The sequence below is a fragment of the Kytococcus sedentarius genome (assembly GCF_041937525.1).
GTDB lineage: Bacteria > Actinomycetota > Actinomycetes > Actinomycetales > Dermatophilaceae > Kytococcus > Kytococcus sedentarius_A.
Genome location: NZ_CP169391.1, coordinates 1,457,374 through 1,481,141 on the forward strand (window position 1 = coordinate 1,457,374; position 23,768 = coordinate 1,481,141).

General features: G+C 73.0%; 15 protein-coding genes and 1 pseudogene. 9 read left to right on the forward strand and 7 right to left on the reverse strand.

Translation table 11 applies throughout. The annotated features are described in order from the left end of the window. The first annotated feature begins 52 nt into the window (after positions 1–52). Positions 53–2,122, forward strand: coding sequence for a PhoX family phosphatase (locus ACEY2A_RS06795; RefSeq protein WP_374927843.1), 2,070 nt, complete (start codon positions 53–55; stop codon positions 2,120–2,122). A 176-nt stretch (positions 2,123–2,298) separates the two neighbouring features. Here ACEY2A_RS06795 and ACEY2A_RS06800 read toward each other — a convergent pair whose 3' ends face one another. Both ACEY2A_RS06800 and ACEY2A_RS06805 read right to left on the reverse strand, forming a co-directional pair. After that, positions 2,299–3,273 (reverse strand): polyprenyl synthetase family protein, encoded by a 975-nt coding sequence (locus ACEY2A_RS06800; RefSeq protein ID WP_374927844.1) that lies wholly within the window; start codon positions 3,271–3,273, stop codon positions 2,299–2,301. 38 nt (positions 3,274–3,311) lie between these two features. After that, on the reverse strand, positions 3,312–4,013 hold the full coding sequence (locus ACEY2A_RS06805) for a demethylmenaquinone methyltransferase (protein WP_374927845.1): 702 nt from the start codon (positions 4,011–4,013) through the stop codon (positions 3,312–3,314). Between the two features lie 56 nt (positions 4,014–4,069). Here ACEY2A_RS06805 and ACEY2A_RS06810 point away from each other — a divergent pair, with 56 nt between their 5' ends. Beyond that, on the forward strand, positions 4,070–5,464 hold the full coding sequence (locus tag ACEY2A_RS06810) for an isochorismate synthase MenF (protein ID WP_374927846.1): 1,395 nt from the start codon (positions 4,070–4,072) through the stop codon (positions 5,462–5,464). 131 nt (positions 5,465–5,595) lie between these two features. Here the strand turns inward: ACEY2A_RS06810 and menD are convergent, their stop codons facing one another. From menD to ACEY2A_RS06825, 3 genes and pseudogenes are all read right to left on the reverse strand, one after another. Further along, complete coding sequence (menD, locus tag ACEY2A_RS06815) at positions 5,596–7,473, reverse strand: 2-succinyl-5-enolpyruvyl-6-hydroxy-3-cyclohexene-1-carboxylate synthase (RefSeq protein WP_374927847.1); 1,878 nt, start codon at positions 7,471–7,473, stop codon at positions 5,596–5,598. Positions 7,474–7,545: 72 nt separating this feature from the next. Then, positions 7,546–9,282, reverse strand: a complete 1,737-nt coding sequence (locus ACEY2A_RS06820; protein ID WP_374927848.1) for a DUF222 domain-containing protein — start codon at positions 9,280–9,282, stop codon at positions 7,546–7,548. A 328-nt stretch (positions 9,283–9,610) separates the two neighbouring features. Then, positions 9,611–11,256 (reverse strand): annotated as a pseudogene (locus ACEY2A_RS06825) (AMP-binding protein). A gap of 243 nt (positions 11,257–11,499) precedes the next feature. On the opposite strand from ACEY2A_RS06825, the gene ACEY2A_RS06830 reads away from it, so the two are divergent. Genes ACEY2A_RS06830 through rpmF form a run of 7 tightly spaced genes read left to right on the forward strand, consistent with a single transcriptional unit; the run spans position 11,500 to position 19,973 of the window. Beyond that, the gene (locus ACEY2A_RS06830) at positions 11,500–12,711 is read left to right on the forward strand and encodes a DUF1611 domain-containing protein (protein ID WP_374927849.1); all 1,212 of its coding nucleotides are present in this window, start codon (positions 11,500–11,502) and stop codon (positions 12,709–12,711) included. After that, positions 12,711–14,468, forward strand: a complete 1,758-nt coding sequence (locus ACEY2A_RS06835; RefSeq protein ID WP_374927850.1) for an ABC transporter transmembrane domain-containing protein — start codon at positions 12,711–12,713, stop codon at positions 14,466–14,468. Before ACEY2A_RS06830 ends, ACEY2A_RS06835 begins: the two co-directional genes overlap by 1 nt. Further along, positions 14,465–15,208 carry a hypothetical protein gene (locus ACEY2A_RS06840; protein ID WP_374927851.1) on the forward strand — a complete coding sequence of 248 codons (744 nt, stop codon included), beginning with the start codon at positions 14,465–14,467 and terminating at the stop codon, positions 15,206–15,208. Before ACEY2A_RS06835 ends, ACEY2A_RS06840 begins: the two co-directional genes overlap by 4 nt. A gap of 8 nt (positions 15,209–15,216) precedes the next feature. Then, complete coding sequence (locus ACEY2A_RS06845; RefSeq protein ID WP_374927852.1) at positions 15,217–16,698, forward strand: ATP-binding protein; 1,482 nt, start codon at positions 15,217–15,219, stop codon at positions 16,696–16,698. Between the two features lies 1 nt (position 16,699). Next, positions 16,700–17,368, forward strand: a complete 669-nt coding sequence (locus ACEY2A_RS06850) for a response regulator transcription factor (protein ID WP_374927853.1) — start codon at positions 16,700–16,702, stop codon at positions 17,366–17,368. Positions 17,369–17,412: 44 nt separating this feature from the next. Next, positions 17,413–19,752: a helicase-associated domain-containing protein gene (locus tag ACEY2A_RS06855; RefSeq protein WP_374927854.1), complete on the forward strand. Its 2,340-nt coding sequence runs from the start codon at positions 17,413–17,415 to the stop codon at positions 19,750–19,752. A 56-nt stretch (positions 19,753–19,808) separates the two neighbouring features. After that, on the forward strand, positions 19,809–19,973 hold the full coding sequence (gene rpmF / locus ACEY2A_RS06860; protein WP_015780076.1) for a 50S ribosomal protein L32: 165 nt from the start codon (positions 19,809–19,811) through the stop codon (positions 19,971–19,973). An 83-nt stretch (positions 19,974–20,056) separates the two neighbouring features. On the opposite strand, the gene ACEY2A_RS06865 is transcribed toward rpmF, so the two are convergent. Both ACEY2A_RS06865 and ACEY2A_RS06870 read right to left on the reverse strand, forming a co-directional pair. After that, positions 20,057–22,045: a M13 family metallopeptidase gene (locus ACEY2A_RS06865; RefSeq protein WP_015780077.1), complete on the reverse strand. Its 1,989-nt coding sequence runs from the start codon at positions 22,043–22,045 to the stop codon at positions 20,057–20,059. Between the two features lie 110 nt (positions 22,046–22,155). After that, positions 22,156–23,619, reverse strand: a complete 1,464-nt coding sequence (locus ACEY2A_RS06870) for an SH3 domain-containing protein (RefSeq protein ID WP_374927855.1) — start codon at positions 23,617–23,619, stop codon at positions 22,156–22,158. Positions 23,620–23,768 lie beyond the last annotated feature (149 nt).

The window sequence follows — 23,768 nt, forward strand, 5'->3', positions numbered from 1 at the left end:
GGGCCCACCACGCCCAGCACCCTCGTCCACCCAGACCCCTGCGGAGACCCCCATGCGCAACGAAGGCCGTCGCCTCCTGCCCCTGCTGACCCAGCCCCTGACCGGTGGCCGTCAGTCCATGACCTGCAAGTACCGCTGCGCCGACCAGTGCGCGCAGCCCACCCCGAACACCTCGGACAACTCCTACTTCGGCGACGTCGTGGCCGAGGGTGCCAGCCGCCGCCAGGTGCTCGTGGCCGGCAGCCTGGGCCTCGCGGCGGCCGCCGCTGCCGCCACCGCGGACATGCCGTCCGCCCGTGCCGCCAACGTGCGGGCCGAGGGCGCCGACGTGCTGGGCTTCACCCCCATCGCCCCCACCCCCGCCGACGTGGACGAGCTCCGTGTGCCGGACGGCTTCGAGTGGGAGGCCATCTCCACCTGGGGTGACCCCATCCGCTCCGGCGCCCCCGCCCTGGACTTCGAGAACCAGACCGAGGCCGCCCAGCTGGAGCAGGTGGGCTACAACGCCGACTTCGTGACCGTCATCCCCACCGGTGAGAACACCGCCGTGCTGGGCTTCAACAACGAGTACGTGAACCCCGAGCTGATGTGGCAGTCCGCCGCCGACGGTGAGGACCTCACCGACGAGCAGATCCGCGTCACGATGGCCGCGCACGGCCTGACCATCGTGGGCCTGCGGCGCGGCAGCGAGAAGGAGTTCTACTCCCACGACCTGTCCTCGCCGCTGAACCGCCGCATCCACATGGGCACCGAGTTCACGCTCTCCGGCGCCGCCGCGGGCCACGAGCTCATGAAGACCTCGGCCGACCCGTCCGGCACGGTCGTGCTGGGCACGAACAACAACTGTGCCGGTGGCCTGACCCCCTGGGGCACCATCCTCTCCGGCGAGGAGAACTGGCACGGCTACTTCGCCTCCGCCGGCGCCCCGGCCGAGATGGCCGAGGAGATCGAGCGCTACGGCATGGGCGAGGAGGGCCGCTTCGCCTGGGAGAAGGTCGACGACCGCTTCTCCATGGCCGCCGAGCCCAACGAGTCCCACCGCTTCGGCTACATCGTCGAGGTCGACCCCACCGACCCCACCTCCACCCCGGTGAAGCACACCGCCCTGGGTCGCTTCAAGCACGAGGGCGGCAACGCGGTCATCGCCGAGAACGGCAAGGTCGTGGTCTACATGGGCGACGACGAGCGCTACGACTACATGTACAAGTTCGTCTCCGCCGGCACCTACAAGGAGGGCGACAAGAAGCACAACATGTCGCTGCTCTCCGAGGGCGACCTCTACGTGGCCACGTTCACCGGTGACGGTTTCGAGGACGGCGTCTGCGACGGCACCGGCACCTGGATCCCGCTGGTGAAGGACGGCAAGAGCGCCGTCGAGGGCATGACCGTGGCCGAGGTGCTCATCTTCACCCGCATGGCCGCCGACAAGGTGGGCCCCACCAAGATGGACCGCCCCGAGGACGTGGAGCCCAACCCGGTCAACGGCAAGATCTACGCCGCCATGACCAACAACTCCAAGCGCTCCCCCTCCGAGATCGACGAGGCCAACCCGCGCGCCGAGAACAAGCACGGCCACGTCATCGAGCTCGCCGAGGCCGGCGGCGACCACACGGCCGAGGAGTTCACGTGGATGCTGGTGCTCATCGCCGGTGACCCCACCGACCCGACCACCTACTTCGCGGGCTACGACAAGTCCCAGGTGGCCCCCATCTCCTGCCCGGACAACGTGGCCTTCGACGCGATGGGCAACCTGTGGCTGGCCACCGACGGCATGCCCGACGGCCTGGGTCACTGCGACGGTCTGTACATCATGCCGGTGGAGGGTGAGGACCGCGGCAAGCTGCAGCAGTTCCTCTCCGTCCCCGCCGCCGCCGAGTGCTGTGGTCCCTGGATCGGCGCGGACGGCACCTCGGTGTTCATCGCCGTGCAGCACCCGGGCGAGGCCGACGGCGCCTCCCCGGCCAACCCGGTCTCGGTCTTCCCCTACGACGACTACCGCCAGCCGCGCCCGGCCGTGGTCGAGGTGAAGCGGAAGTCCGGCGGCCCGATCATCGACACCGGTGTGGCCTCCGGTTCGGCCTTCGGCAACGCCCAGACCCGCGTGGGTCAGCTCTTCGGCTGACCCTCCCCGCGCCAGAGCGGCCCGCTCCCCTCACGGGGCGGGCCGCTCTGCTGTGTCGATGGGGCGAGTGTGTCGACGGGGTGAGCGTGTCGATCGGGCACGTGACGATGCGGTGCGCGTGTCGATGCGGTGAGCGTGGCCGCGTGCCGCGGCTCACCCCGGCCTCGGCGCCCCGCTCAGGCCACGCGGTCGGCGACGGCGTGCACCAGGTCCCGCAGGGCGTTGGGCACCGGGCCCTCACCGAGCGGCTCCAGCATCGCCTCGGTGTCACGGGCGTAGGCCAAGGTGAACTCGCGGGCCTCCTGCAGGCCGGGGTGGGCACGCAGCAGCTGCACGGCCTCGTCCAGGTCCTCCTCGGCCACCGGCCCGGCGAGCAGCTCCCGGAGGCGGGCGCTCGCCCCATCGGTGCTCCGCCGCGCGAACAGCACCGGCAGTGTGGCCTTCCCCTCTCGCAGGTCGGTGCCCGGCGTCTTGCCGGAGTCCTCCGCATCGGAGGCGACGTCCAACAGGTCGTCCGCCAGCTGGAAGACCAGACCCAGACGCTCCCCGAAGTCCCCCATGAGGTCCACGGTGGCGGCGTCGCACCCGGAGAACTGCGCCCCGTACCGCGCGGCCGCCGCGATGAGGGCACCGGTCTTGTCGGCGAGCACGCCCAGGAGGTGGTCCACCGGGTCCACCCCCTCGGGAACCGGCCGCTCGTCACGGATCTGCCCGGCGCACAGGCGCACGAAGGTGTCGGCCTGGAGACGCACGGCCTCGGGCCCCAGCTCCGCCACGAGGGCCGACGACTTGCCGAAGAGCATGTCCCCCACCACCACCGAGGTCGCGTTGCCGTAACGGGCGTTCGCGCTGGGCACCCCACGGCGCAGGTCGGCATCGTCCATCACGTCGTCGTGGTACAGCGAGGCCAGGTGCACCAGCTCCACGGCGGCCGCGGCCTTCACGACCTCCGGGGTGGGCCCGTCCCCCAGCCCCGAGACCAGCAGGGCGAGCTGCGGACGGAAGCGCTTGCCGCCGGCCTCCATCAGGTAGGCCGAGGCCTCGGCGATGAAGGGATCCTCGTGCTGGACGACCTCTGCGAGCAGGGCGTCGACCTGCTGCATGCCGGACTCGACGCCACTCAGGGCAGCGTCGGGGCGCGCATTCTCCACAGTGGTTCCTCGCGTGTGCAGGGTCATGGGCGGACGGGTCACTCTCCCGCGGGGCGGCGGGCCGTGTGCAGGGCCACCACGCCACCGGAGAGGTTACGCACCTCCACGTCGGTCCAGCCCGCCGCCTCGACCATGCGGCGCACCCCGTCCCGGTCCGGCCAGTCCGCGATGGACTCCGCGAGGTAGTGGTAGCTCTCCGGGTTGGAGGACACCCGGCTGGCGATGGCAGGCAGCGCCTTCATGAGGTACGTGTCGTAGACCTTCCGGAAGGGGGCGAAGGTCGGGCTGGAGAACTCGCACAGCACCAGCTGGCCCCGGGGGCGGGTGACACGTGCCATCTCCCGCAGCGCCAGGGCCGGATCGGCCACGTTGCGCAGGGCGAAGCTGATGGTGGTGACGTCGAACGAGGCGTCCTCGAAGGGCAGGGCCATCGCGTCGGCGTGCGTGAAGGGCATGTCCGGGCGGCGGCGTCGCCCCTCGGCGAGCATGCCCTCGGAGAAGTCGGCGGGCACCACGTCGGCGCCCGCATCGGCGAGGGGCTCGCTCGAGGTGCCGGTCCCGGCCCCCAGGTCGAGGATGCGCATGCCCGGGCGCGGCTCGATGGTGCGGGTGACGGCTCGTCGCCACAGGCGGGCCTGCCCCATCGACAGGACGTCGTTGGTGCAGTCGTAGCGGGGTGCGACCTCATCGAACATCGAGGAGACGTGCGAGGGGTCCTTCGCGAGGCTGGCGCGGGTCATGGGTCCAGTCTCCCACCCGTTCGTCCCGACCGGGTGAGTGGATACGCTCACCGGCGATGACCGCCGCCGACCAGCCCCGAACCACCCCCGCCCCCGCGCAGGACCGAGCCGACTCCTGCGCCCCCGGACCCGTCCCGCAGCTCGTGGTGCGCACCGAGGTGCACCGGGCCGATGGGGTGAGCCTCGGCAAGGTGCTTCCCCGCGTGGCACCGCAGGAGGTCACTGCCTGGATCCGTCGCCGCGAGGGGATGGTCGGCTGGGGGCGGGCATCCTCGGTGACCTTGGTGGGTGAGGAGTCCGGGCCGGACCGGTGGGAGCGCCTGAGCCACTGGTGGCGGCAGGTGGCCGAGCTGGCGCACGAGGAGGTCACGGGGGAGACAGAGGGCCTCGTTCAGGATGGCGCGCTCCCCCGCGGCGCCGGGCTGGTGGCGTGGGCATCCATGGCCTTCAGCGACGACTCGCCAGCTGGCTCGACCCTGGTGGTGCCCGAGGTGGTGGTCGGGGTGAAGGGCGAGGTCGCCTGGGTGACGCGGATCTCCACCGTGGACGGAGCCCCCCTGGCTGGCACCGGACCCAGCGACACCGGCATCCCGCAGGCCACCGACGAGCCGCCTGCGGCACCCACCCGCATCGACGAGGCGCCCGGTGAGACGCCGGCCGAGGGCTGGCCCCAGGTGGTGCAGCGCGGCATCGACGCCATCCGCTCCGGGCAGGCGGACAAGGTGGTGCTGGCCCGCGACGTGGTGGCGACGGCGCCCGAGCCGCTGGACGTCCGCTGGCTGCTGCACCAGTTGGTGGGCGCCTATCCCGACACCTGGACCTTCGCCGTCGACGGGCTGGTGGGTGCGACCCCCGAGATGCTGGTGCGGCTCGACGAGGGACACGTGTTCTCGCGGGTCCTGGCCGGCACAGCGTCCCGGGCTGCGGACGTGGAGGACGACCAGCACGCGGCAGACGACCTGCTCTCCAGCCGGAAGGACCTCTCCGAGCACGCCTTTGCTGTGGAGTCCGTGGTGGAGCGCCTGTCGCCGTTGTGCAGCGCGGTGGTGGCGCCGCGCTCCCCGGCGCTGCTGACCCTGCCGAACGTGTTCCACCTGGTGAGCGACCTGGACGGACGAGCCGTTCCCGGGACCACGGTGCTGGAGCTGGCCGGGGCACTCCACCCGAGTGCTGCGGTGGGCGGCACCCCTCGTGACGTGGCGTTGGGGCTGATCCGCGAGCTCGAGGGCCGGGACCGCGGCCGGTACGCGGGACCCGTGGGCTGGATGGACTCCCGTGGCGACGGTGACATGGGCATCGCACTGCGCACCGGCCGGATCGAACCGGAGGACCCCTGCAGCCTGCGGATGTGGGCCGGTGGAGGCATCATGGCCGACTCCGACCCACAGGCCGAGTACGCCGAGACCGGAGCCAAGCTCGCACCCATGCGAGCGGCACTCAGCGGCGACTGAGCGGGCGGCACTCAGCGGCGACTGAGCGGGCGGCACTCAGCGGGCCCCAGCGGGCGGCACTCAGCGGCGCCCCAGCGGGCGGCACTCAGCAGGGGGGTCTGGGCGGCACCTCACTGCGGACCCGAGCCACCTCAGCCGCCCAGCGCGACCTCGACCACCCGCAGGCCCGAGGGCTCGGTCATCAGTTCCTCCCGCAACGCCGACGCTGTGTTCACGAGGGTGTGCTCCACCCCGTGAGCGCGTGCCAGGTGGCCGATGTCCACGCCCGTGGGGGTGGTGAACACGCGGCGGAAGGTGTCCGGCCCGTGGGCCTCCAGGTGTTCCGTGCGGCCGTACTCCAGGTCGCTGAAGATGGCACCGCCGTCGTCGTTGAGCACCACCACGGTCAGGTCCGGGCGCGGCTCGCCGGGCCCGATGGCCAGGGCGTTCGCGTCGTGCAGGAAGGTCAGGTCCCCCACCAGCGCCGTCGTCGGGCCGTGGAGCAGGGACCAGCCCGCAGCGGTCGACAGGCACCCGTCGATGCCGGCCAGCCCTCGGTTTCCCACGATGCCCGTGACCTGTGCACCGGGGCCGGCCATGGCCAGATCCATCGACCGGGGAGCCCGGGAGCTCCCCAGGAAGAGCAGTCCTCGCACGCTGGTGGCCACGACAGCCGCCGCACTGGCCGTGGTCAGCGGAGGCGCGGCTCCCGAACCCCCGTCACCCGCTGACACGCCACCGGCTGCGCCACCACTCTCCGCCAGACCACCGGGTGCGCCACCACCCGCTGCCACACGCGTGCCGGCCTCGTGCCATGCCTGCAGCCACACCGTGTCGCTCCTCGCGACGGTGGCCTCGACAGCACCCTCGCGCAGCACCAGGGGGTGCACGGCCGCCGCGCGGTGCCCCGGGTCCGGCCACGAGCTCGATGCGCTCACCACCTCGACGCGGAGCCCCTCACGTCCCAGGAGCCGCCCGGCCACCCGGTGCAGCGTCAGGCGTCCCACCACGAGCACACGTTCCGGGGCGTGGTTGGCCAGGAAGTCATCGTCCCCCAGCAGGTGCACCCCGCCCGGGACCGCTGAGTCGCCGCCGAAGCGGCTGAACGGCTCAGCCACCACCGGCCACCCCCGACGTGCCGCCCCGGCCTGGACGGCACGGGCCGCGGCCGGTGACCCCAGGTCCCCCAGCAGCACCAGCGTCCGCTCGGACCCCTCCGGGAGTACCGCGTGTCGCGTGCCGCCCTCGCCACTCCCGATGCGCCCGACGCCCACAGCATCCGTCCCACCGGTGCCATGTGCCTGGACCGCGGTCCAGGGCGCCCCGTCGGCCCGTCCCTGCACGGCGTCGGCGGCACGTGCCGACCCGGAGCCCGCTGCCGGCACCTCCGTGGCCACGAGGGGGTCCCGCAGTGGCAGGTTGAGGTGCACCGGCCCCGCATCGCCGCCGAGGGCACCGACCGCAGCGGACCAGCACCGGTCCACCGCCGTCCGCCACGACCGCGCCTCGACCGCGGCCACCGCTGCCCCTGCCTGCGCCCCTGCCCCTGTCCCTGCCTGAGCCCCTGCGCCTGCACCCGCCCGTGCCTGCGCATCCTCCAGACCCGCGGCCGGGGTCCCGAGGTCGACCGCGAGCCGCACCGTCGGGAACAGCCCCGGCTGCTGCGTGGTCTGGTTCGCTCCCGTCCCGCGGAGCTCCGGCGGACGGTCGGCCGTCAGAGCGAGGAGCGGGACCCGCTGGTGGTGGGCCTCCAGCATCGCCGGGTGGAGGTTCGCCACCGCGGTCCCGGAGGTCGTGACCACCGGCACCATCCGCCCCGACGCAGCGGCCATGCCCAGCGCCAGGAAGGCTGCTGTGCGCTCATCGGTGCGGACGTGGACGCGCAGCGGCACCTCGGGGTCGGCATCCGCGGCCGCCAGGGCGTAGGCCAGCGGGGCCGATCGCGACCCGGGACACAGGACCGCCTCCCGCACTCCGCACCGAACGAGCTCGTCGATGATGACGCGGGCAGCCAGGGTCGAGGGGTTCACGCGGCCCATTGTGGCCCGCCGCGCCGAGGAGCGATCGCTGGGCATGGTGGTCCTCTCTGAGCGGTCCGGGGTTCAGTCGTGGATGTGGATGGTGGCTGCGCCGGCGTGGTCGTGGGTGATGTGGTGGGTGACGCCGGGTAGTTCGATGATCCGGTTGTGGCGTCCGCAGACCGGGATGGCGTTGGACAGGTCAGTCCGCCCCCTGGCTCCCCGCGAGGCCGCTGTCGTCTGTCCCAGGGGTCCAGGGGCATCCGGTTGCCCAGTGTCGTCGGGGTGTCCGGGGTCGCCGGGGTGCTCGGCTGCTCCGCCGCAGTGCTCGGTGTGTCCGTCGGGGTGCCCGGTGCTGTGGGGTGGTGGTTCGGGTGGTGCCCATCCGGGGGGTGTTCCGCGGGTCGAGGCCCAGGGTGTGGCGTGGTGGAGTTGGCACCAGGCGAAGGGCCGGTCGCAGTCCTCGACGGCGCACTCGCTGTACAGGTGGGCCAGGGCCATGCGTTGGGTCTCGGTGAAGAAGCGCCGTTGTGTTCCCAGGTCCAACGGGAGGGACTCTCCTCCCATGACGGTCGGGATGATGCCGGACTGGGCTGCCAGGCGGCGGACCTGTCCGGCCGAGAGCTTCTGGCCGGTGTCGGTCGTGCCCGCCCGGTTGGTCTCACCGCGCAGGGTGTCCAGGTCGGTGGACACGATCACGGTGTACGAGGTCCTGGTTCCCAGCCGGTCGGTGGGCAGGTGGTCGATCAGCTCGGCCAACGCCTGGCCCTTCAGGGTGGCCCAGTCCTTGGCCACCTCACCCGCCTCGAAGTTCACGCCCGCAGTACCGGTGGTGCTGGTCGTGCAGGCGCCGGCGCCGGTGCCGGTGCCGGAAGCGTCATCGTCACCGGCACTGGTGTGGTGCTGGTTCTTGCGGCGGGTGGGTGAGGACAGGGAGGCCAGGGTCTTCTCCAGGGCCTTGGCCTGCAGGGTGGGCAGGGCGAACTTTCCGTAGGAGATCCCCCGCCCGGTGTGGTGCACGGTGAAGGACGCATTCGCGTAGGCGTGGTCCTCCTCAGCGGTGATCAGGGCGTTCTCGTGCTCATCAACCACGTCCACCGGGACCGGCAGGGCTTCCAGGAGGCGACGTGCCGCACGCCGCAACGAGGAAGGACGCAGGGTGCGGGCCCGGTTGACCAGGTGGACCTCGATCGTGTGCCGCTGCTGGGCAGTGACCCAGTCCGGGGCCTTGGCCAACGCCTGGTGGATCACCAGGGCGTGCTCCTTGGATATCCACCCCTGATCCAACGCCACCCCCACCGGAGAACGACCAGGACCAGCACCACCGTCAACGCCCTCGGGGTTCGCCGGGTCGCCAGACCCACCAGCCCGGGTGCCGGCGGAACCCTGGGGGCTTTCGGGGCCGGTGGTGGTGGTGGGTGCGGGGGTGGCGTTGCCCAGGCCTTCGGCCAGGTCGGCGTCCTTGGCTGCGGAGGGTCCGTCCATGCGGCCTCCGGAGGCGAAGAACTGGGCCTCGTCCAGGTGGCGGCCGCGGCCGGCTTCGCGTTCGGTGCGGGCGACCGCGCCCAACCGCAGGCGGGCGGAGTCCAACCGGTTACGGGCCCGGAAGGTCTCCTCATCCAGGGCACGGACCAGGTCCATCGGCACCCCGGCCCCACCACCGGTGCCACCGCCAGTGTCGGAATCCCCGAGGGTGTCTGCCGGTGCAGAGAGCTCGGCGATCGAGGCGAGCAGCTCATCCAGCCCCGCGTGCAGACTCTCCAGTGCCCGCGCGACCCGCAGCCCCGCCCCCGACACCACACCCCCAGAGCCTGGCCTCACGCGCGCTCCGGGGGCGCCCGTGGCCAGTCCACCACTCGTTGTGGGTTGGGCTGCCACGGGAACCACCCCCTTGCTCGTTCGGTTCGGCTGGAGGATCCCCGCCTCCTGCCAACACCCCCACCATAGTACACACCACCGACATATGCAACCCCGAACTAGAACATGTGGACGAGCAGAGGTCCCCGCCGCCACGACCACCCCACCTGTGGACAACCCCCACACCCCCCACCCGCGACACGCGAAAGGGGGCCGACGCACCCGCGCCGGCCCCCTCATCGCCCCCTGATCCGGGCGAGCCGGGGCGGCCCGGCCCCCGCGTCCCACCCCCTCAGCGCTGCTGCAACCCCAGGATCGCCAGCGCCTTCTCGCGCATCTCCACCTTGCGCACCTTGCCGGTCACCGTCATCGGGAACGACTCCACCACGTGCACGTACCGCGGGATCTTGTAGTGCGCCAGCTGTCCGCTGCAGAACTCGCGCACCCCGTCGGCGTCCACCGGGTCGGCCCCCTCACGCAGCACCACCCAGGCCATGAGCTCCTCGCCGTACTTCTCGTCCGGCACACCGATCACCTGCACGTCCTGCACCGACGGGTGCCCGTACAGGAACTCCTCGATCTCCCGCGGGTAGATGTTCTCCCCGCCCCGGATCACCATGTCCTTCATGCGCCCGGTGATGGCCACGTACCCGTCCTCGGCCATGACCGCCAGGTCCCCGGTGTGCATCCACCGCGCCGCGTCGATGGCCTCAGCGGTCTTCTCCGGCTGCTCCCAGTAGCCCAGCATCACCGAGTACCCGCGCGTGCACAGCTCACCGGTCACCCCCCGGGGCACGGGCCGCCCCGTCACCGGGTCCACCACCTTCACCTCCACGTGCGGCATCACCCGCCCGACGGTCTCGGTGCGGTGCTCCACATCGTCGTCGGCCATGGTCATGAGCGACACCGGCGAGGTCTCCGTCATGCCGTAGCAGATGGCCACCTCGGCCATGTTCATCTCCGACATCACCCGCCGCATGATCTCCGCCGGGCAGGGCGAGCCGGCCATGATGCCGGTGCGCAGGTGGGACAGGTCGAACTCCTCCTCCTGCTTGTCCAGCAGCCCGAGCTCGGCGATGACATCGTCGGCACGCCGTAGAGGCTCGTGCACTTCTCGTTCGACACCGCCCGCAGCGTCGCCGCCGGCTCGAAGCTCGGCGCCGGGATGACCATGCACGCCCCGTGGCTGGTGGCCGCCAGGTTGCCCATGACCATGCCGAAGCAGTGGTAGAAGGGCACCGGCAGGCAGATGCGGTCCTCCTCGGTGTAGCTGACCCGCTCCCCCACGAAGTACCCGTTGTTCAGGATGTTGTGGTGGCTCAGCGTGGCCCCCTTCGGGAAGCCCGTGGTCCCCGACGTGTACTGGATGTTGATGGGATCGTCCGCCCCCAGCTCCGCCTGCCGCGCCGCGAGCGCCTCGGGCCCCACCTCCTCCGATGCGGTGACGACGGCCTCCCAGGTCTCGTCACCGATGAACACGACCTCCTCGAGCCCCGGCGTCCCCTTGCGGACGCGCTCCACCATCGCCCGGTAGTTGCTCGTCTTGTGCTGGGTGGCGCTCACCAGCCAGCGCATCCCCGACTGCTCGATGACGTAGCTCAGCTCGTGCTCCCGGTAGGCCGGGTTCACGTTCACCAGCACCGCCCCCACCTTGGCGGTGGCGTACTGGAGAAGGGTCCACTCCGCACAGTTCGGCGACCAGATGCCGATGCGGTCACCCACCTTCAGCCCGCGCGCCAGGAGGCCCCGGGCCAGGCGGTCCACGTCGGCCACGAACTCGGTGTAGGTCCACCGCCGCCCGCTCGCGCACTCCACGAGGGCCTCGCGCTCCCCGCATCGGGCTGCCGTGGCGTCGAGGTTGTCTCCGATGGTCTGCCCCAGCAGCGGCAGCTCACTGGGACCGGACACGTAGGACAGGGCCGTCTCGTCACGCGACATGGGGACCTCCTGGAGGGGTGAGGCGGATCACAACACCTCCAGAATGTCATGGAACGATGCGGTTCTGGGCACCCACCCACCCTCACCATGAGCGCGCAGCCCACCTGGATGAGCAAACCCTCATACGGCATTCATGGCCCACTCACAGCGGGTTCCTAGGTTGTGGTCATCGCCCCAGGCGACAGACCCCCACCGAGACCCACCGGGCCAACCCCCCGGCCCACCCGAGACAGGAGTCACACCATGACTGCCACGCTCATCCCCGCCGTGACCGACACCTTTCCTCCCTCCACCGGCCTGCCCCAGCAGACCGAGGCCGTCGACCCGACCGCCCTGCCCGAGGTGGGCTCGCACTCCGTGGCCAGCCAGCAGCCCGGCGTCCACGCGACCCCCATCGACGCCGAGCGCCTCCTGCGCGCCAAGAAGGCCTACACCACCCGCTTCGTGGCCGAGCGCCTCGCGTCGTCCGCCTCCGGCCTGCAGCTGATCTCGGGCGCCGAGGTGGCCCCCCGCGCCGGCCAGGTGGTCCTGGCCCGCATCGTCTCTCTCGGCCAGCACAAGAAGCTGCCCGACGCCGCCGGCCGCCGCCAGACCCTGTACCCCGGCGACGAGATCCTGCTGGCCTACGGCGACCGCTACGCCCCCGACCAGTTCGAGGCCGAGGTCCCCGGCTCGCTGGCCCTGACGAACCTGGCCGCCGCCGGTGGCCTGGCCGCCCACGTCACCGATCGCCACGGCAGCACCTCCGAGGCCACCCTCATCGAGCCGCTGGGCCTGCTCGCCCGGGGTGACGGTTCCATCGTCACCCTCCGCGACGTCGCCCCCCGTGCGGTCCGTCCCACCGCCGAGCTGGCCTCCGAGCGCCGGGCCGACGGCCCGCCGGTGGTGTACGTCTTCGGCAGCTCCATGAACGCCGGCAAGACCACCGCAGTGGCCAACGTCGTGCGCGGCCTCTCCCTGGCCGGTCTGCGCGTCGCGGCGGGCAAGGCCACCGGCACCGGCGCCTGGGGCGACCCCGGCCTGTTCCTGGACTCGGGCGCCTCCACGGTGCTGGACTTCACGGACTTCGGCTACGGCAGCACCTTCCGCATCGGCCTGGAGGAGGCCGCCGACCTGGTGGCCTCCGTCCGCCACGAGCTGTCGCAGGGCAACCCCGACGTGGTGGTCATCGAGATCGCCGACGGCCTGTACCAGCGCGAGACCAGCCACCTCATCCGCAGCGGCGCCCTGGGTGACGACGTGCACGCCGTGGTCCTCGCCGTGGGTGAGGCCCTGGGCGCGGTCACCGGCGTGGCCGAGCTGCGCTCGGCCGGTCTGCCGGTGGCAGGGGTGAGCGGCGCCATCACCGCCTCCCCGATGGCCTCCCGCGAGGCCGACGACGTGATCGACCTGCCGCTGGTGGACACCTTCTCCCTGTCCGAGCCGGCGACCGTCCGCGAGTTCCTGGGGCTCTGATGATGCTGACCCGCAACACCCTCCTCGCCGGGGAGGAGCAGACGGCCCACGAGGCGGCCGCCGAGCTCCCCCCGGTGTGGAAGGGCGTCCGCCGCCTGTACCTCGGGGGCCTGGTGGCCTCCGGCGTCGCCCAGGCAGCGGCTGCTGCGGCCATCGCCTGGTTCACCCCCCAGCTGTTCGATGCGGCGACGCCCACCGCCCGCTGGACACTGACCCTCGGCCTGCTCGCCGCCGCCGTGATGGTGGGCGCGCTGCGGTGGGGCGAGTGGGTGCTCGCCGAGGTGCTGGGCCAGCACTACGTGCTCGAGCTGCGCCGCCTGCTGGTGGCCACCGCCCTGCGCCCGGGCCGCCACTCCAACCTCGGTGTGCTCGTGGCCCGCACCACCAACGACCTCTCGGCCATCCGCAGCTGGGTGGCCATGGGCATCGCCCCCCTGGTCAGCGGGATCCCGCTGCTGCTGGGTGTGGTGGTGGCCCTGTTCCTCATGGCCTGGGAGATCGCAGCAGCCGTCGCCGGCGCCCTGGTGGTGATGGCCGTGCTGCTGTACGCCCTCTCGGGCCCGGTCCTCCGCCGCAGCCGCGAGCTGCGCCGCCACCGTGGCCGCATGGCCTCCTACATCGCCGACACGGTGCAGGCCGCCCCGGCCATCCGCGCCGCCGGCGGTGAGCATCGCGAGCTCAAGAACGTTGACGAGCACAGCAACACCGTCCGCAGCCTGGCCGTGCGCCGCGCCCGCCTCGCCGGCGTGATGCGGGGTGGCGCCGCCTCGGTGGCCGTGATCGCCATGATCCTCGCGGGGGTCACCTCGGTCTGGACCGACCTGACCCCCGCGCGCCTCACCACCGCCCTGCTGCTGGTGGGCCTCGTCTCCACACCGGTGCAGGACATGGGCCGGGTGGGTGAGTACCGCCAGGGCTACCTGGCCGCGAGCCTCGTCCTGGCCAAGGCCCTGCGCCGCGGCACCCCCTCCGCCGATGCGGCCAGCACCCCCTCCGGCGCCGACGCACCGTCCGCCGAGGACGACGCGGGCAGCACCGGGTCTGGTCCTCCGGCCAGCCGGCGCTCCCGCCCCACCCGTGGCCTGCTGCACATCAACGGGCTGCAGGACGGCGGGGACACCCTGCCCGAGCTGCTTGCCACCCCCGGCTCCCGCATCCACCTGCGCAGCGCGGACCCCGAGCGGGCCGCCCGCGTGGTGGCGGCCCTGGTGGGCGACGCGCAGCCCGAGGACGGCTGGGTGGAGCTCGACGGCTGGGACCTCCCGGCGGTCAACTCCAAACGCCGCCGGCGACTGCTGGGCTACGTCGCCGCCGACGTGCCGGTGGAGCACGGCCGCATCGCCCGCGCCGTCCGCTACCGCCGCCCCGACCTGGACAAGCCGGTGGGCCCGGTGCTCGCCGCCGTCGGCCTCGACGAGGTGGTCGCCGCCCTGCCCAAGGGTGAGCGCACCACCCTGCGCCGCGGTGGTGAGCCCCTGACCCGGGAGCAGCGCGTGCTGCTCCACCTGGCCCGCGGCCTCTACGGCAAGCCCAAGCTCCTCGTGCTCGATGACGTGCACGACCGTCTGTCCGACGCCTCCCGGGCGCGCGTCCGGTCCGCCCTCGCCGACTACCCCGGCATCGTGCTGGCCACCGGCGACGACCCGCTCCCGGACTGGCACGTCTGGGACCTGGACTCCTCCACCCCGCTCTGGCTGGTCCAGCGCGGCGCCACCCGACAGTCCGACTCCACCACTGAAGCCGAGAGTGTGCGATGAAGAAGTACCTGCCCGCCCTGATCACGGTCACCGTCCTCGCGATCATCGTCCCGGTGCTCGCCCTGGCCATGCGCCTGCCCGGCGGCCCCGACCTGGGGGACCTGTCCTCCGGGCCGGAGAACCCGCCCGCCGCGAGCTCGCCCGCCGAGGCCGGCCCCACCGGCGCCGAGAGCTCGTCCCCGGCCAGCGCCTCCGGCAGCTCCAGCGCCTCCGGTAGCTCCTCCGGCACCTCGTCCTCGGCCTTCGCCGACGCCCCCGGTGGCGGTGAGGGCTCGGCGACCTCGGGGCCCAGCACGTCCGGGTCCCCCAGCTCCACGGAGCCCACGCGCAGCAGCGCCCCGCAGCCCACCGAGACGACCCGCAGCAAGGACACCGCCAGCTCGCAGGCCCCGTCCACCACCCGGAGCGCGGCCGAACCGACCCCCGAGCGCACCACCGAGCCGGCCCCCCGCCCCACCTCGGAGCCCACCGTCGCACCGGCGCCGCCCCGCCCCACCGCCGAGGACCCCCGACCGGTGCGGCCCAGCACCTCGTCGACGACACGGACCCCCCGGGAGGTGCCGCGCACGGTCACCCGCACGGCCAAGCCGACGCCGACACCGACGCCCACGCCGACCCAGCCCCCCGGTGACGACGACGGGGACGACGATGACGAGGATGACGACGACGACTGGGATGACGACGATGATGACGACGACTGGGACGACGACGACGATGACGACGATGACGACGACGACTGACGGCTGCGATGGCCGCTGACCCCCGCTCCCGCACGCTGGGGTTGCGCGGCCGCATCGTCCTGTGGCTCGTCGCGATCGTCGCGGTCGCGCTGACCGCCCTGATCACCCTCACCTACGGGCTCGCACGCGCCGACAACGCCGACCGGGCCAACCAGGACGTCATCCAGGAGCTGCGCGAGTTCCAGCAGTTCCGCCAGGAGGGGCTGGACCCCTCGACGGGCAAGCCCTTCACCAGCACGGCCGGGCTCCTCGAGGTCTTCCTGGCCCGCCAGCAGCCCAGCGCCAGCGAGCTGCTGGTGGGGCGCACGGCCTCCGGTGAGATCCTCCAGGTGTCCGGGCCAGCCGTGGAGGACCCCTCCGGCCTGCTCTCGGACGACCAGCTCTGGGAGGACCTGCGGGCCGCACCCTCCGGCATCGTCGACACCCCGCTGGGCGAGGCGCGTTACGCCCGCAGCGCAGTGACCGTGGGCGATACCTCCGGCACCCTGACCGTCCTGTCCTTCCCCGGCCAGAACGATGCGGTGCTGACCTCGGTGCTGAAGCGCGCGGCCCCGGTGGCCGCCCTCGCACTGGTCTTGGCCGGCCTGGCAGGCTGGTTCGTCTCCGGCCGGATCCTCTCCCCGCTGCGGAGCTTCCAGAACGCCGCCCAGGAGATCACCGAGCGCGACCTCACGCGACGGCTGCCCGTCAGCGGCGACGACGAGATGGCCGACCTCGGGCGCACCTTCAACGGCGTGCTGGACCGGCTGTCGGAGGCCTTCGCCTCCCAGCGCCAGTTCGTCGACGACGCCGGGCACGAGCTGCGCACCCCCATCACCGTGATCCGCGGCCACCTGGAGCTCATGAGCGACGACCCGGTCGAGCGCGAGGAGACGCTGACCCTGGTGACCAGCGAGCTCGACCGGATGAGCCGCATCGTCAGCGACCTGCTCACCCTGGCCAAGGCGGAGCGGCCCGACCACATCACCGTGGCCCCGGTGGACGTGGCCGCCCTGACCCTCGAGCTCGACTCCAAGGCGCAGCGCCTGGGCGACCGGGACTGGGTGCTCGACGAGCTGGCCGAGGGGACCGCGGAGCTGGATGGGCAGCGCCTGACGCAGGCGCTGCTGCAGCTGGCCCGCAACGCCGTGCAGCACACCCAGGACGGTGACCGCATCCACCTCGCCTCCCGCTGGGTGACCAGTGGCGCCGGGCAGTGGTCGCTGGCGTTCACCGTGGCCGACCACGGCCCCGGCGTGCCCCCGGGCCACGAGAAGAAGATCTTCGAGCGCTTCCACCGCGCCGGCGGGGGCGACCCCCACCACCCGGGCGCCGGGTTGGGCCTGCCCATCGTGCGCGCCATCGCCGAGGGTCACGGCGGCTCGGTCTCGGTGGCCCCCACCCCCGGCGGCGGCGCCACCTTCACCCTGCTGGTCCCGGTGGAGAACCACACCCCCGCGCCCGCCGACGACGCACTCGACGAGCAGGCCGACCCCGGAGAGGACGACTGAGGTGCCCCACATCCTGATCATCGAGGACAACGACCGGATCGCCTCCTTCATCGACAAGGGGCTGCGTGCGGCCGGGTACCAGACCGAGGTGGTCGGCGACGGCCGCACCGGACTGACGCTGGCCATGCACGGCGGCTTCGACCTCGTGGTGCTCGACCTGGGCCTGCCCGGCATGGACGGCACCGACCTGCTGGAGAACCTGCGCGGGCAGGGCGTCTCGGTGCCCGTCGTGGTCCTCACGGCCCGGGACACGGTGGAGGACACCGTCTCCGCGCTGGAGGGCGGCGCGAACGACTACATGACCAAGCCCTTCCAGTTCGCCGAGCTGCTGGCCCGCGTGCGGGTCCGCCTGGCCGACACCACCGAGGTGCCCACGGCGAAGGACGGCATGGTCGTGGAGGCCGGCGGCCTGGCCCTGGACCACCGCACCCGAGAGGTCCGCGGCGACGGCGTGCGGGCCTCCCTGACCTCCCGCGAGTTCGGCCTGTTGGCCACCTTCATGCGCCACCCGGGCCGGGTGCTGAGCCGCCAGCAGCTGCTGGCGGAGGTGTGGGGCGTGGACCACGACCCCCACTCCAACGTGGTCGACGTCTGCGTGCGCCAGCTGCGCACGAAGGTGGGCAGCGACCACATCGAGACGGTCCGCGGCGTCGGCTACCGCTTCCGCTGAGTGCGCGGGAGCCCGACCGCGCCCCTGCGACTACCGTGGGCCGGATGACCCCTCCCTCGACACCCGGTGGCGGCTTCCGCTCCCTGGCCGCAGACCTGCGAGGCCGGAGTGTCGACGAACTGGCCGACCTCCTGCTCGCCCGGCCCGACCTCGCACGCCACTCCGTGGCCGACCTCTCCGCCCTGGCGGCGGCGGCCACCACGACCACGTCCACCACCCGCGCCCTGGACTCCCTGGACCGCCCCACGCTGCAGGTGCTCGAGGCCGCCCTGGTGCTGGCCCCCACCGGCGCCGACGAGGTGGCCCGCGCCGTCGACGCCCCGCTTCGCGAGGTGACCTCCCGACTCGACCGGCTGTGGACGGCCGCCCTGCTGTGGCGCAGCCCGGAGGGCCTGCGTCCCGTGCGGATCCTCTCCGAGCTCCTGCCCTCCCCCGCCGGCCTCGCGCCGGCCAGCGAGGCGGGGACCCCCGGGGCCGCCCCCGCCGCGACCGGCCCGTCGCTGGAGGACCAGCTCGCCACCGTGTCCGATGCGGGCAGCGCCCTCCTGCGCGCCCTCACCTGGGGGCCCGGCGTGGGCACCGTGACGGCCAGCGCGCCGGCCGCCACCCAGGAGGCCCGGCGGGAGCTGGTGGCCGCCGGGCTGCTGGTGGACCGGTCGGCCACCACGGTCCAGCTGCCGCGAGAGGTCGCGCTCGCCCTGCGCCAGGGCCGCACGCACCGCTCCCTCGACGTGGAACCACCCGCCCCCGAGACCGGCGCGGCCCGCCGGGACGCGCCGTTGGTGGACGCCGCCGCGGCCGAGACCTCGGGGCTGCTCTCCCTCACCGACGAGCTGCTGCTGACCCTGGAGGCCCACCCGCCGGCCGTGCTGGCCAACGGCGGCCTCGGCGTCCGGGAGGTGACGGCCGTCGAGCGGCGCCTGGGCATCGACGCCCCCGCCGCGCACCTGCTGCTGACGGTGGCGCACGCCGCCGGGCTCGTGGAGGTCGGGGCCTGGCCGGGGGCCTGCGACGGGCACCGTTGGGGCCCCACGTCGGCCGCCGACCGCTGGCAGCAGCTCCCGGACCCGGAGCGCGCCGCGCACTTGCTGGACGCCTGGTGGTCCACGCCGCTCGACCCCGACGCGACCGGCACCACCGCGTCCCCCGGCCGGCGCGCCGGCGCGCGCACGGGCCCGGCGGCGGACGCCGGTTCCGGCCGGTCGAAGCGCGTCAACGCCCTGTCGGAGGCCGCGTCGTCCCCCACTGCCCGCCGCCGCCGGCAGGAGCTGTTGAGCGAGCTCGCCGCCCTGGGCGAGGCGTCCGGCACCGTGGAGGAGCTCCTCGCCCGCTGGGCCTGGCGCCACCCGCTGCGCCGTCCGCCCGCACCGGAGGCCGTGGCCGGCGTCCTGGAGCAGGCCCGCCTGCTGGGCCTGACCGCCACCCCCATCACGCAGCGCGACCGCTGGGTGGCCAGCCCCTGGCTCGCGGCCCTGGTCGAGCGCCCCGAGGAGCTCGCCGCCACGCTCGCCGAGCACCTGCCCGAGGCCACCTCCTCGATGCTGGTGCAGGCCGACCTGACCGCGGTGGTCCCCGGGCGGCCGACCCCCGAGCTCACGCGCCTGCTGCACACCACCACCGACGTGGAGTCCCGCGGCGGGGCCACCACCCACCGCTTCAGCGAGCGGAGCCTGCGCCGCGCCCTGGACGCCGGGCACCCCGCATCGGAGGTGCGCGAGCGCGTCGCGGCCGCCTCGGCGACGGGTCTGCCGCAACCGGTCGAGTTCCTGCTCCGCGAGGTCGCGGCCGGCCACGGCCGGGTGCACGTCAGCGACGCCCGGGCGGTGCTGGTGGTCGACGACCCCGCCCTGGCCACGCGCATGGTCCACGACCCGCAGCTGTCCCCCCTCGGGCTGGAGCAGGTGGCCCCGACGGTGGTCACCTCGCGCCTGCCCGCCGCCCAGGCGCGCGCCTTCCTGCGCGACCACGGTTACGGACCCTCGGTCGGCGAGGGTGCGGCGGGCGTCCCGGCACGGGTCACCCCGCGCACCGCGCCGCCGGTCGCCTCCCGGCCCCTCACCCGCGAGGTCGCCCTCGACCGGGCGCGGTCCCTCACCGAGGCCACGGCCCCGGAGGAGGGCGACGGCCCCGGGCGAGCAGCCGCCCCCACCGCGCCACGGATGCAGAGCCGCGACCCGATGGTGGTGCTCGCCCTGTTGCGCGAGGCCGCCCAGGACGGGGCGCCGGTGTGGATCTGGCACACCGACGACCTGGGCGCGGTGCGGACCACCCTGGTCACGCCCACCTCCGTGGACGGTGGCCGGCTGTACGCGGTGAAGGACGCCGAGAATCTCACGCGGACCTGGAGCATCCACCGCATCGTGGGGGCCGCGGCGGGCGTGTGACGAGGTCGGCAGCACGCGTGGTAAGGAGGAGGGTCAATCTCGCGTAGACTGACCCCATGGCAGTTCCGAAGCGCAAGATGTCCCGTTCCAACACCCGCCACCGTCGCTCGCAGTGGAAGGCCCAGGTGCCGACCCTGCAGACGCACACCATTGACGGCCAGGAGGTCACTGTGCCTCGCCGTCTGGTGAACGCCGTGAAGCGCGGTCTGATCAAGCTCTGAGCAGCGCAGTGGGAACACCCACCAGCACTGCTGACGCAGGGCCCTGAGGAGTCTGACTCCTCAGGGCCCTGTTTCGTGTCCGCTCAGAAGATGCGCACCCGGTCGGCCTCGTCCAGCCACATCCCGTCCCCCGGCTGGGTGCCGAAGGCCTCGTGGAAGGCGTCCAGGTTGCGGGCGACGTTCGCCCGGGCGTCCATGGGCGCGTGCGGGTCGATCGCGAGCAGGCGCTTGGCCTCCGCCTCGCGCGCGACCCCGTTCCAGATCTGCGCCCAGGCCAGGAAGAAGCGCTGGTCGCCGGTGAGCCCCTCGAGCTCCGGAGCCGGCTCACCCCCCAGCGCGATGCGGTAGGCCGCCAGGCCGATCGCCAGCCCACCCAGGTCGCCGATGTTCTCGCCGACCGTCAGCCCACCGTTGACATGGGTGCCGGGAGCGTCGGCGGGCTCGACCGCATCGAACTGCGCGATGAGCTGCTGGGCCAGGGCGTCGAAACGCTCCCGGTCCTCGGCGGTCCACCAGTCCTCCAGCGCCCCGGAGGCCGCGTAGCGCGAACCCTGGTCGTCGAAGCCGTGGCCGATCTCGTGGCCGATGACGCCACCGATGCCGCCGTAGTTCGCCGCGTCGTCCGCGGTGGCGTCGAAGAAGGGCGGCTGCAGGATGGCGGCCGGGAACACGATCTCGTTCAGACCCGGGTTGTAGTAGGCGTTGACGGTCTGCGGGGGCATGAACCACTCGTCGCGGTCCACCGGCTGGCCGATCTTGCGCAGCTCGCGGCGGGTCTCCGAGAGCGCGGCCCGGCGGGCGTTGCCCATCAGGTCGCCGGCGTCGGCGTCCAGGTCGGAGTAGTCCTTCCAGGTCTCCGGGTAGCCGATCTTGGGCCGGAAGGCCTCCAGCTTCTCCAGCGCGCGCTCGCGGGTGTCGTCCCCCATCCACGGCACGTCGGCGAAGCGGCGGCGGTAGGCCTCGGTGAGGTTGGCGACGAGCTCCTCCATGGCCTGCTTGTGCGAGGGCGGGAAGTGCTCGGCGACGTACAGCTTGCCCACCAGCTCGCCGGCGGCCCCCTCGACGAAGGCGACCCCGCGCTTCCAGCGGTCGCGCAGTTCCGGGGCACCGGTGAGGGTGCGGCCGTAGAAGTCGAAGTTCTCCTCGACCACGGCAGACGGCAGGTAGGGGGCCCGCGAGGTGACCACGCGCCAGGCGAGCCAGTCGCGCCAGGTGTCGATGGCGGCGGCGTCCGGGCCGTCGAGCAGCTCCGGCAGGGCCCGCAGGAAGGTGTGCTGGCGGGCGATCACGCGCTCGAGCCCCGCGGCCGGCAGCCCCAGCGCCTCGGCCCAGGCCTCGAGGTGCAGGCCCTCGGTGGCGCCGAGCAGCTCCTCGCGCGTCCAGGGGGTGAAGGACTTCACCGCATCGCGGGTGGCGACGGCGTCCCAGTGGCGGGCGGCGATCTGCTGCTCGAGGTCCACCACGCGCCGGGAGAGGTCCTGCGCGGCGGCGTCGTCCTGCACCAGGCCGGCGGTACGCGCCTGGCGTGCGACGTGCTCGCGGTAGGCGGCCAGCACCTCGGCGTGCTGCTCCTCGCGGTAGTAGGCCTCGTCGGGCAGCCCGATGCCGGCCTGCTCCAGGTAGACCGAGTAGCGGTCGGGGTGCTCGTTGTCGTTGTCCACGAAGGGCATCAGCAGCCCCGCCACCCCGGTGGCCTGAAGGGCGCCCAGCGCACGGGCGAGCGACTCCGCATCGGTCACGCCGCGGACGATCTCGAGGTCGGGCCCCAGCGCGTCCAGCCCGGCGGTCTCGACGGCCTGCTCGTCCATGAACGACGCGAAGAGCGCACCCACCGTGCCGGCCTCGGAGTCGCCGGCGTCCTGCCCGGCGCGGTCGGCCGCGGCCTCGATGAGGGCGCGCACGTCCGCCTCGGCCTTCTCCCGCAGCTGGTGGAAGGTGCCGTAGACCGACCGGTCGGCCGGGATCTCGTGCGTCGCACGCCAGGTGCCGTTGGCGTGGAGGAAGAGGTTGTCCTGCGGGCGCACCGCGAGGTCGCGGTCGCCCAGCTTGAGTCCGAGGTTCGCAGAAGTCATGGCGACACTGTGCCACCCGTCACAGGCGCTGCGGCACCCGGTGGAGGGCCCGGGCACGACGAAGCCCCGCGACCACGTGGTCGCGGGGCTCGGTCGGTGCTCGGTCGGTGTCAGTCGCCCAGGGCGTCCAGACCCTTCGAGTACTGGGTGAGCGAGGCGAACTCCCAGTGCCAGTACTCGGGCTTGTAGGCGCCCTCGCGGGCCCAGCTCGGGTTCTCCCACCCGAAGCGGGGGGCGTTGGCATCCAGCCAGTTGTACTTGGCGGTGCCGAAACCCACCTCGCTCTCGGGCTCGCTGAGGTCGCAGGCCGCGGCCCAGCCGTGCTGCGAGGTACCCGGGGTGGCGGCCCAGAAACCGCGGCGGATCTTGTACAGCACCTGCGTCTCGTAGGTGCGGTAGCACTCGCCGAGCTTGAGGTCGTGGCCGAAGGTGTTCTTGAACTCCTTGTTCAGGCCCGCCAGCGGGGCGACGGCGTCGCACTGCAGCAGCTGGTGCTCCTGACCCGGGATGGGGTTGTCGCACAGCGTGTTCGGGTCGAGGCGGCCGTTCGTGCCGGTGTAGGCGTAGTGCACGTCGGTGAGGTGCGCCACGGGCACGAAGCTGGTGGGGCCGGCCTGGAACCACTGGCCGTCGGCGGTGAACTTGCCGCGCAGGACGTAGCCCTCGGCGACGGAACCCTTGTACCCCGAGGAGTAGCTCGGGCCGGCGTACACGCCCGTGAACTGCGAGCCACCGGCCGGGTCCACGTAGCGGATGACCTCGTCGGCGGGCGTGGGCGGCTCCGGGGTCGGGGGCGTCGGCGGGGTCGGGGGCGTCGGCGGGTCCGGCACGGGCGGCGGGGGCTCGGGCGTCGGGTCCACCGGGGTGTCGCTGACCTTGGTGGCGAAGGTGTGCCAGAAGTAGCCGTGCTCGGTCTGGATCCACCCGTTCACCCAGCTGCCGGGCACCACGGTGCCCGAGGGGGCCACGCCGATCACCTTGTGGCTCATGCCCGGGCCGGAGCGCAGGTTCACCGAGCGGTCGATGTGGTAGCTGTCCTCGAAGGTGGGGTCGGGCTCCGGGGTGGGGGTGTCCTCCACCTGCTTCACGTACGCGCCGTGGACGTAGCCGTCGGCGGTCTGCACCCACCCGTTGTCCAGCTTCGTGCCAGCCACGCGGGTCCCGGGGGTGTAGAGCCCCACCTTGGCCGAGCTCGCGGTGGCCGCGGCCCGGACGTTCAGGTAGGTGGTGACCTCGTAGGTGGTCTGGGTCGGCGCCGGGGTGGGGGGCTCCGGCACGGGGTCGCCCTCGTTGGCCTCGAGCCAGTAGCCGTGGACGTATCCGCCGTCGATCTGCACCCACCCGTTGTCCAGGGGCGTGCCGTGGACGACGTCGCCCTTCTCCAGCAGGCCGACCTGCGCCGAGGCGTCGGTGGGGGCGGAACGGATGTTCAGGTACCAGGCCGTCACGGTGTAGGACTGTGACGCGGAGGCGTGTGCGTGAGCAGCCGAGGCGGCCATTGCCGCGGCACCGAGCCCGAGGGCGGTACCGGCAAGAGCCGTCGACGCCCGCGGCAGGCGCGCGGACGAGAGCATGGAGTGTCCTTGAGGGGTCGGGGAAGTGAATCCGATGGGGCCGTGCGACACCGCGGGGACGTGCGGCGCTGATCGCACAATGGCGGCGATGACGTGTCATGTCAAGCACACCGCGCCGATCGTGAACTCCCCGTGACCTGACGGCGAAT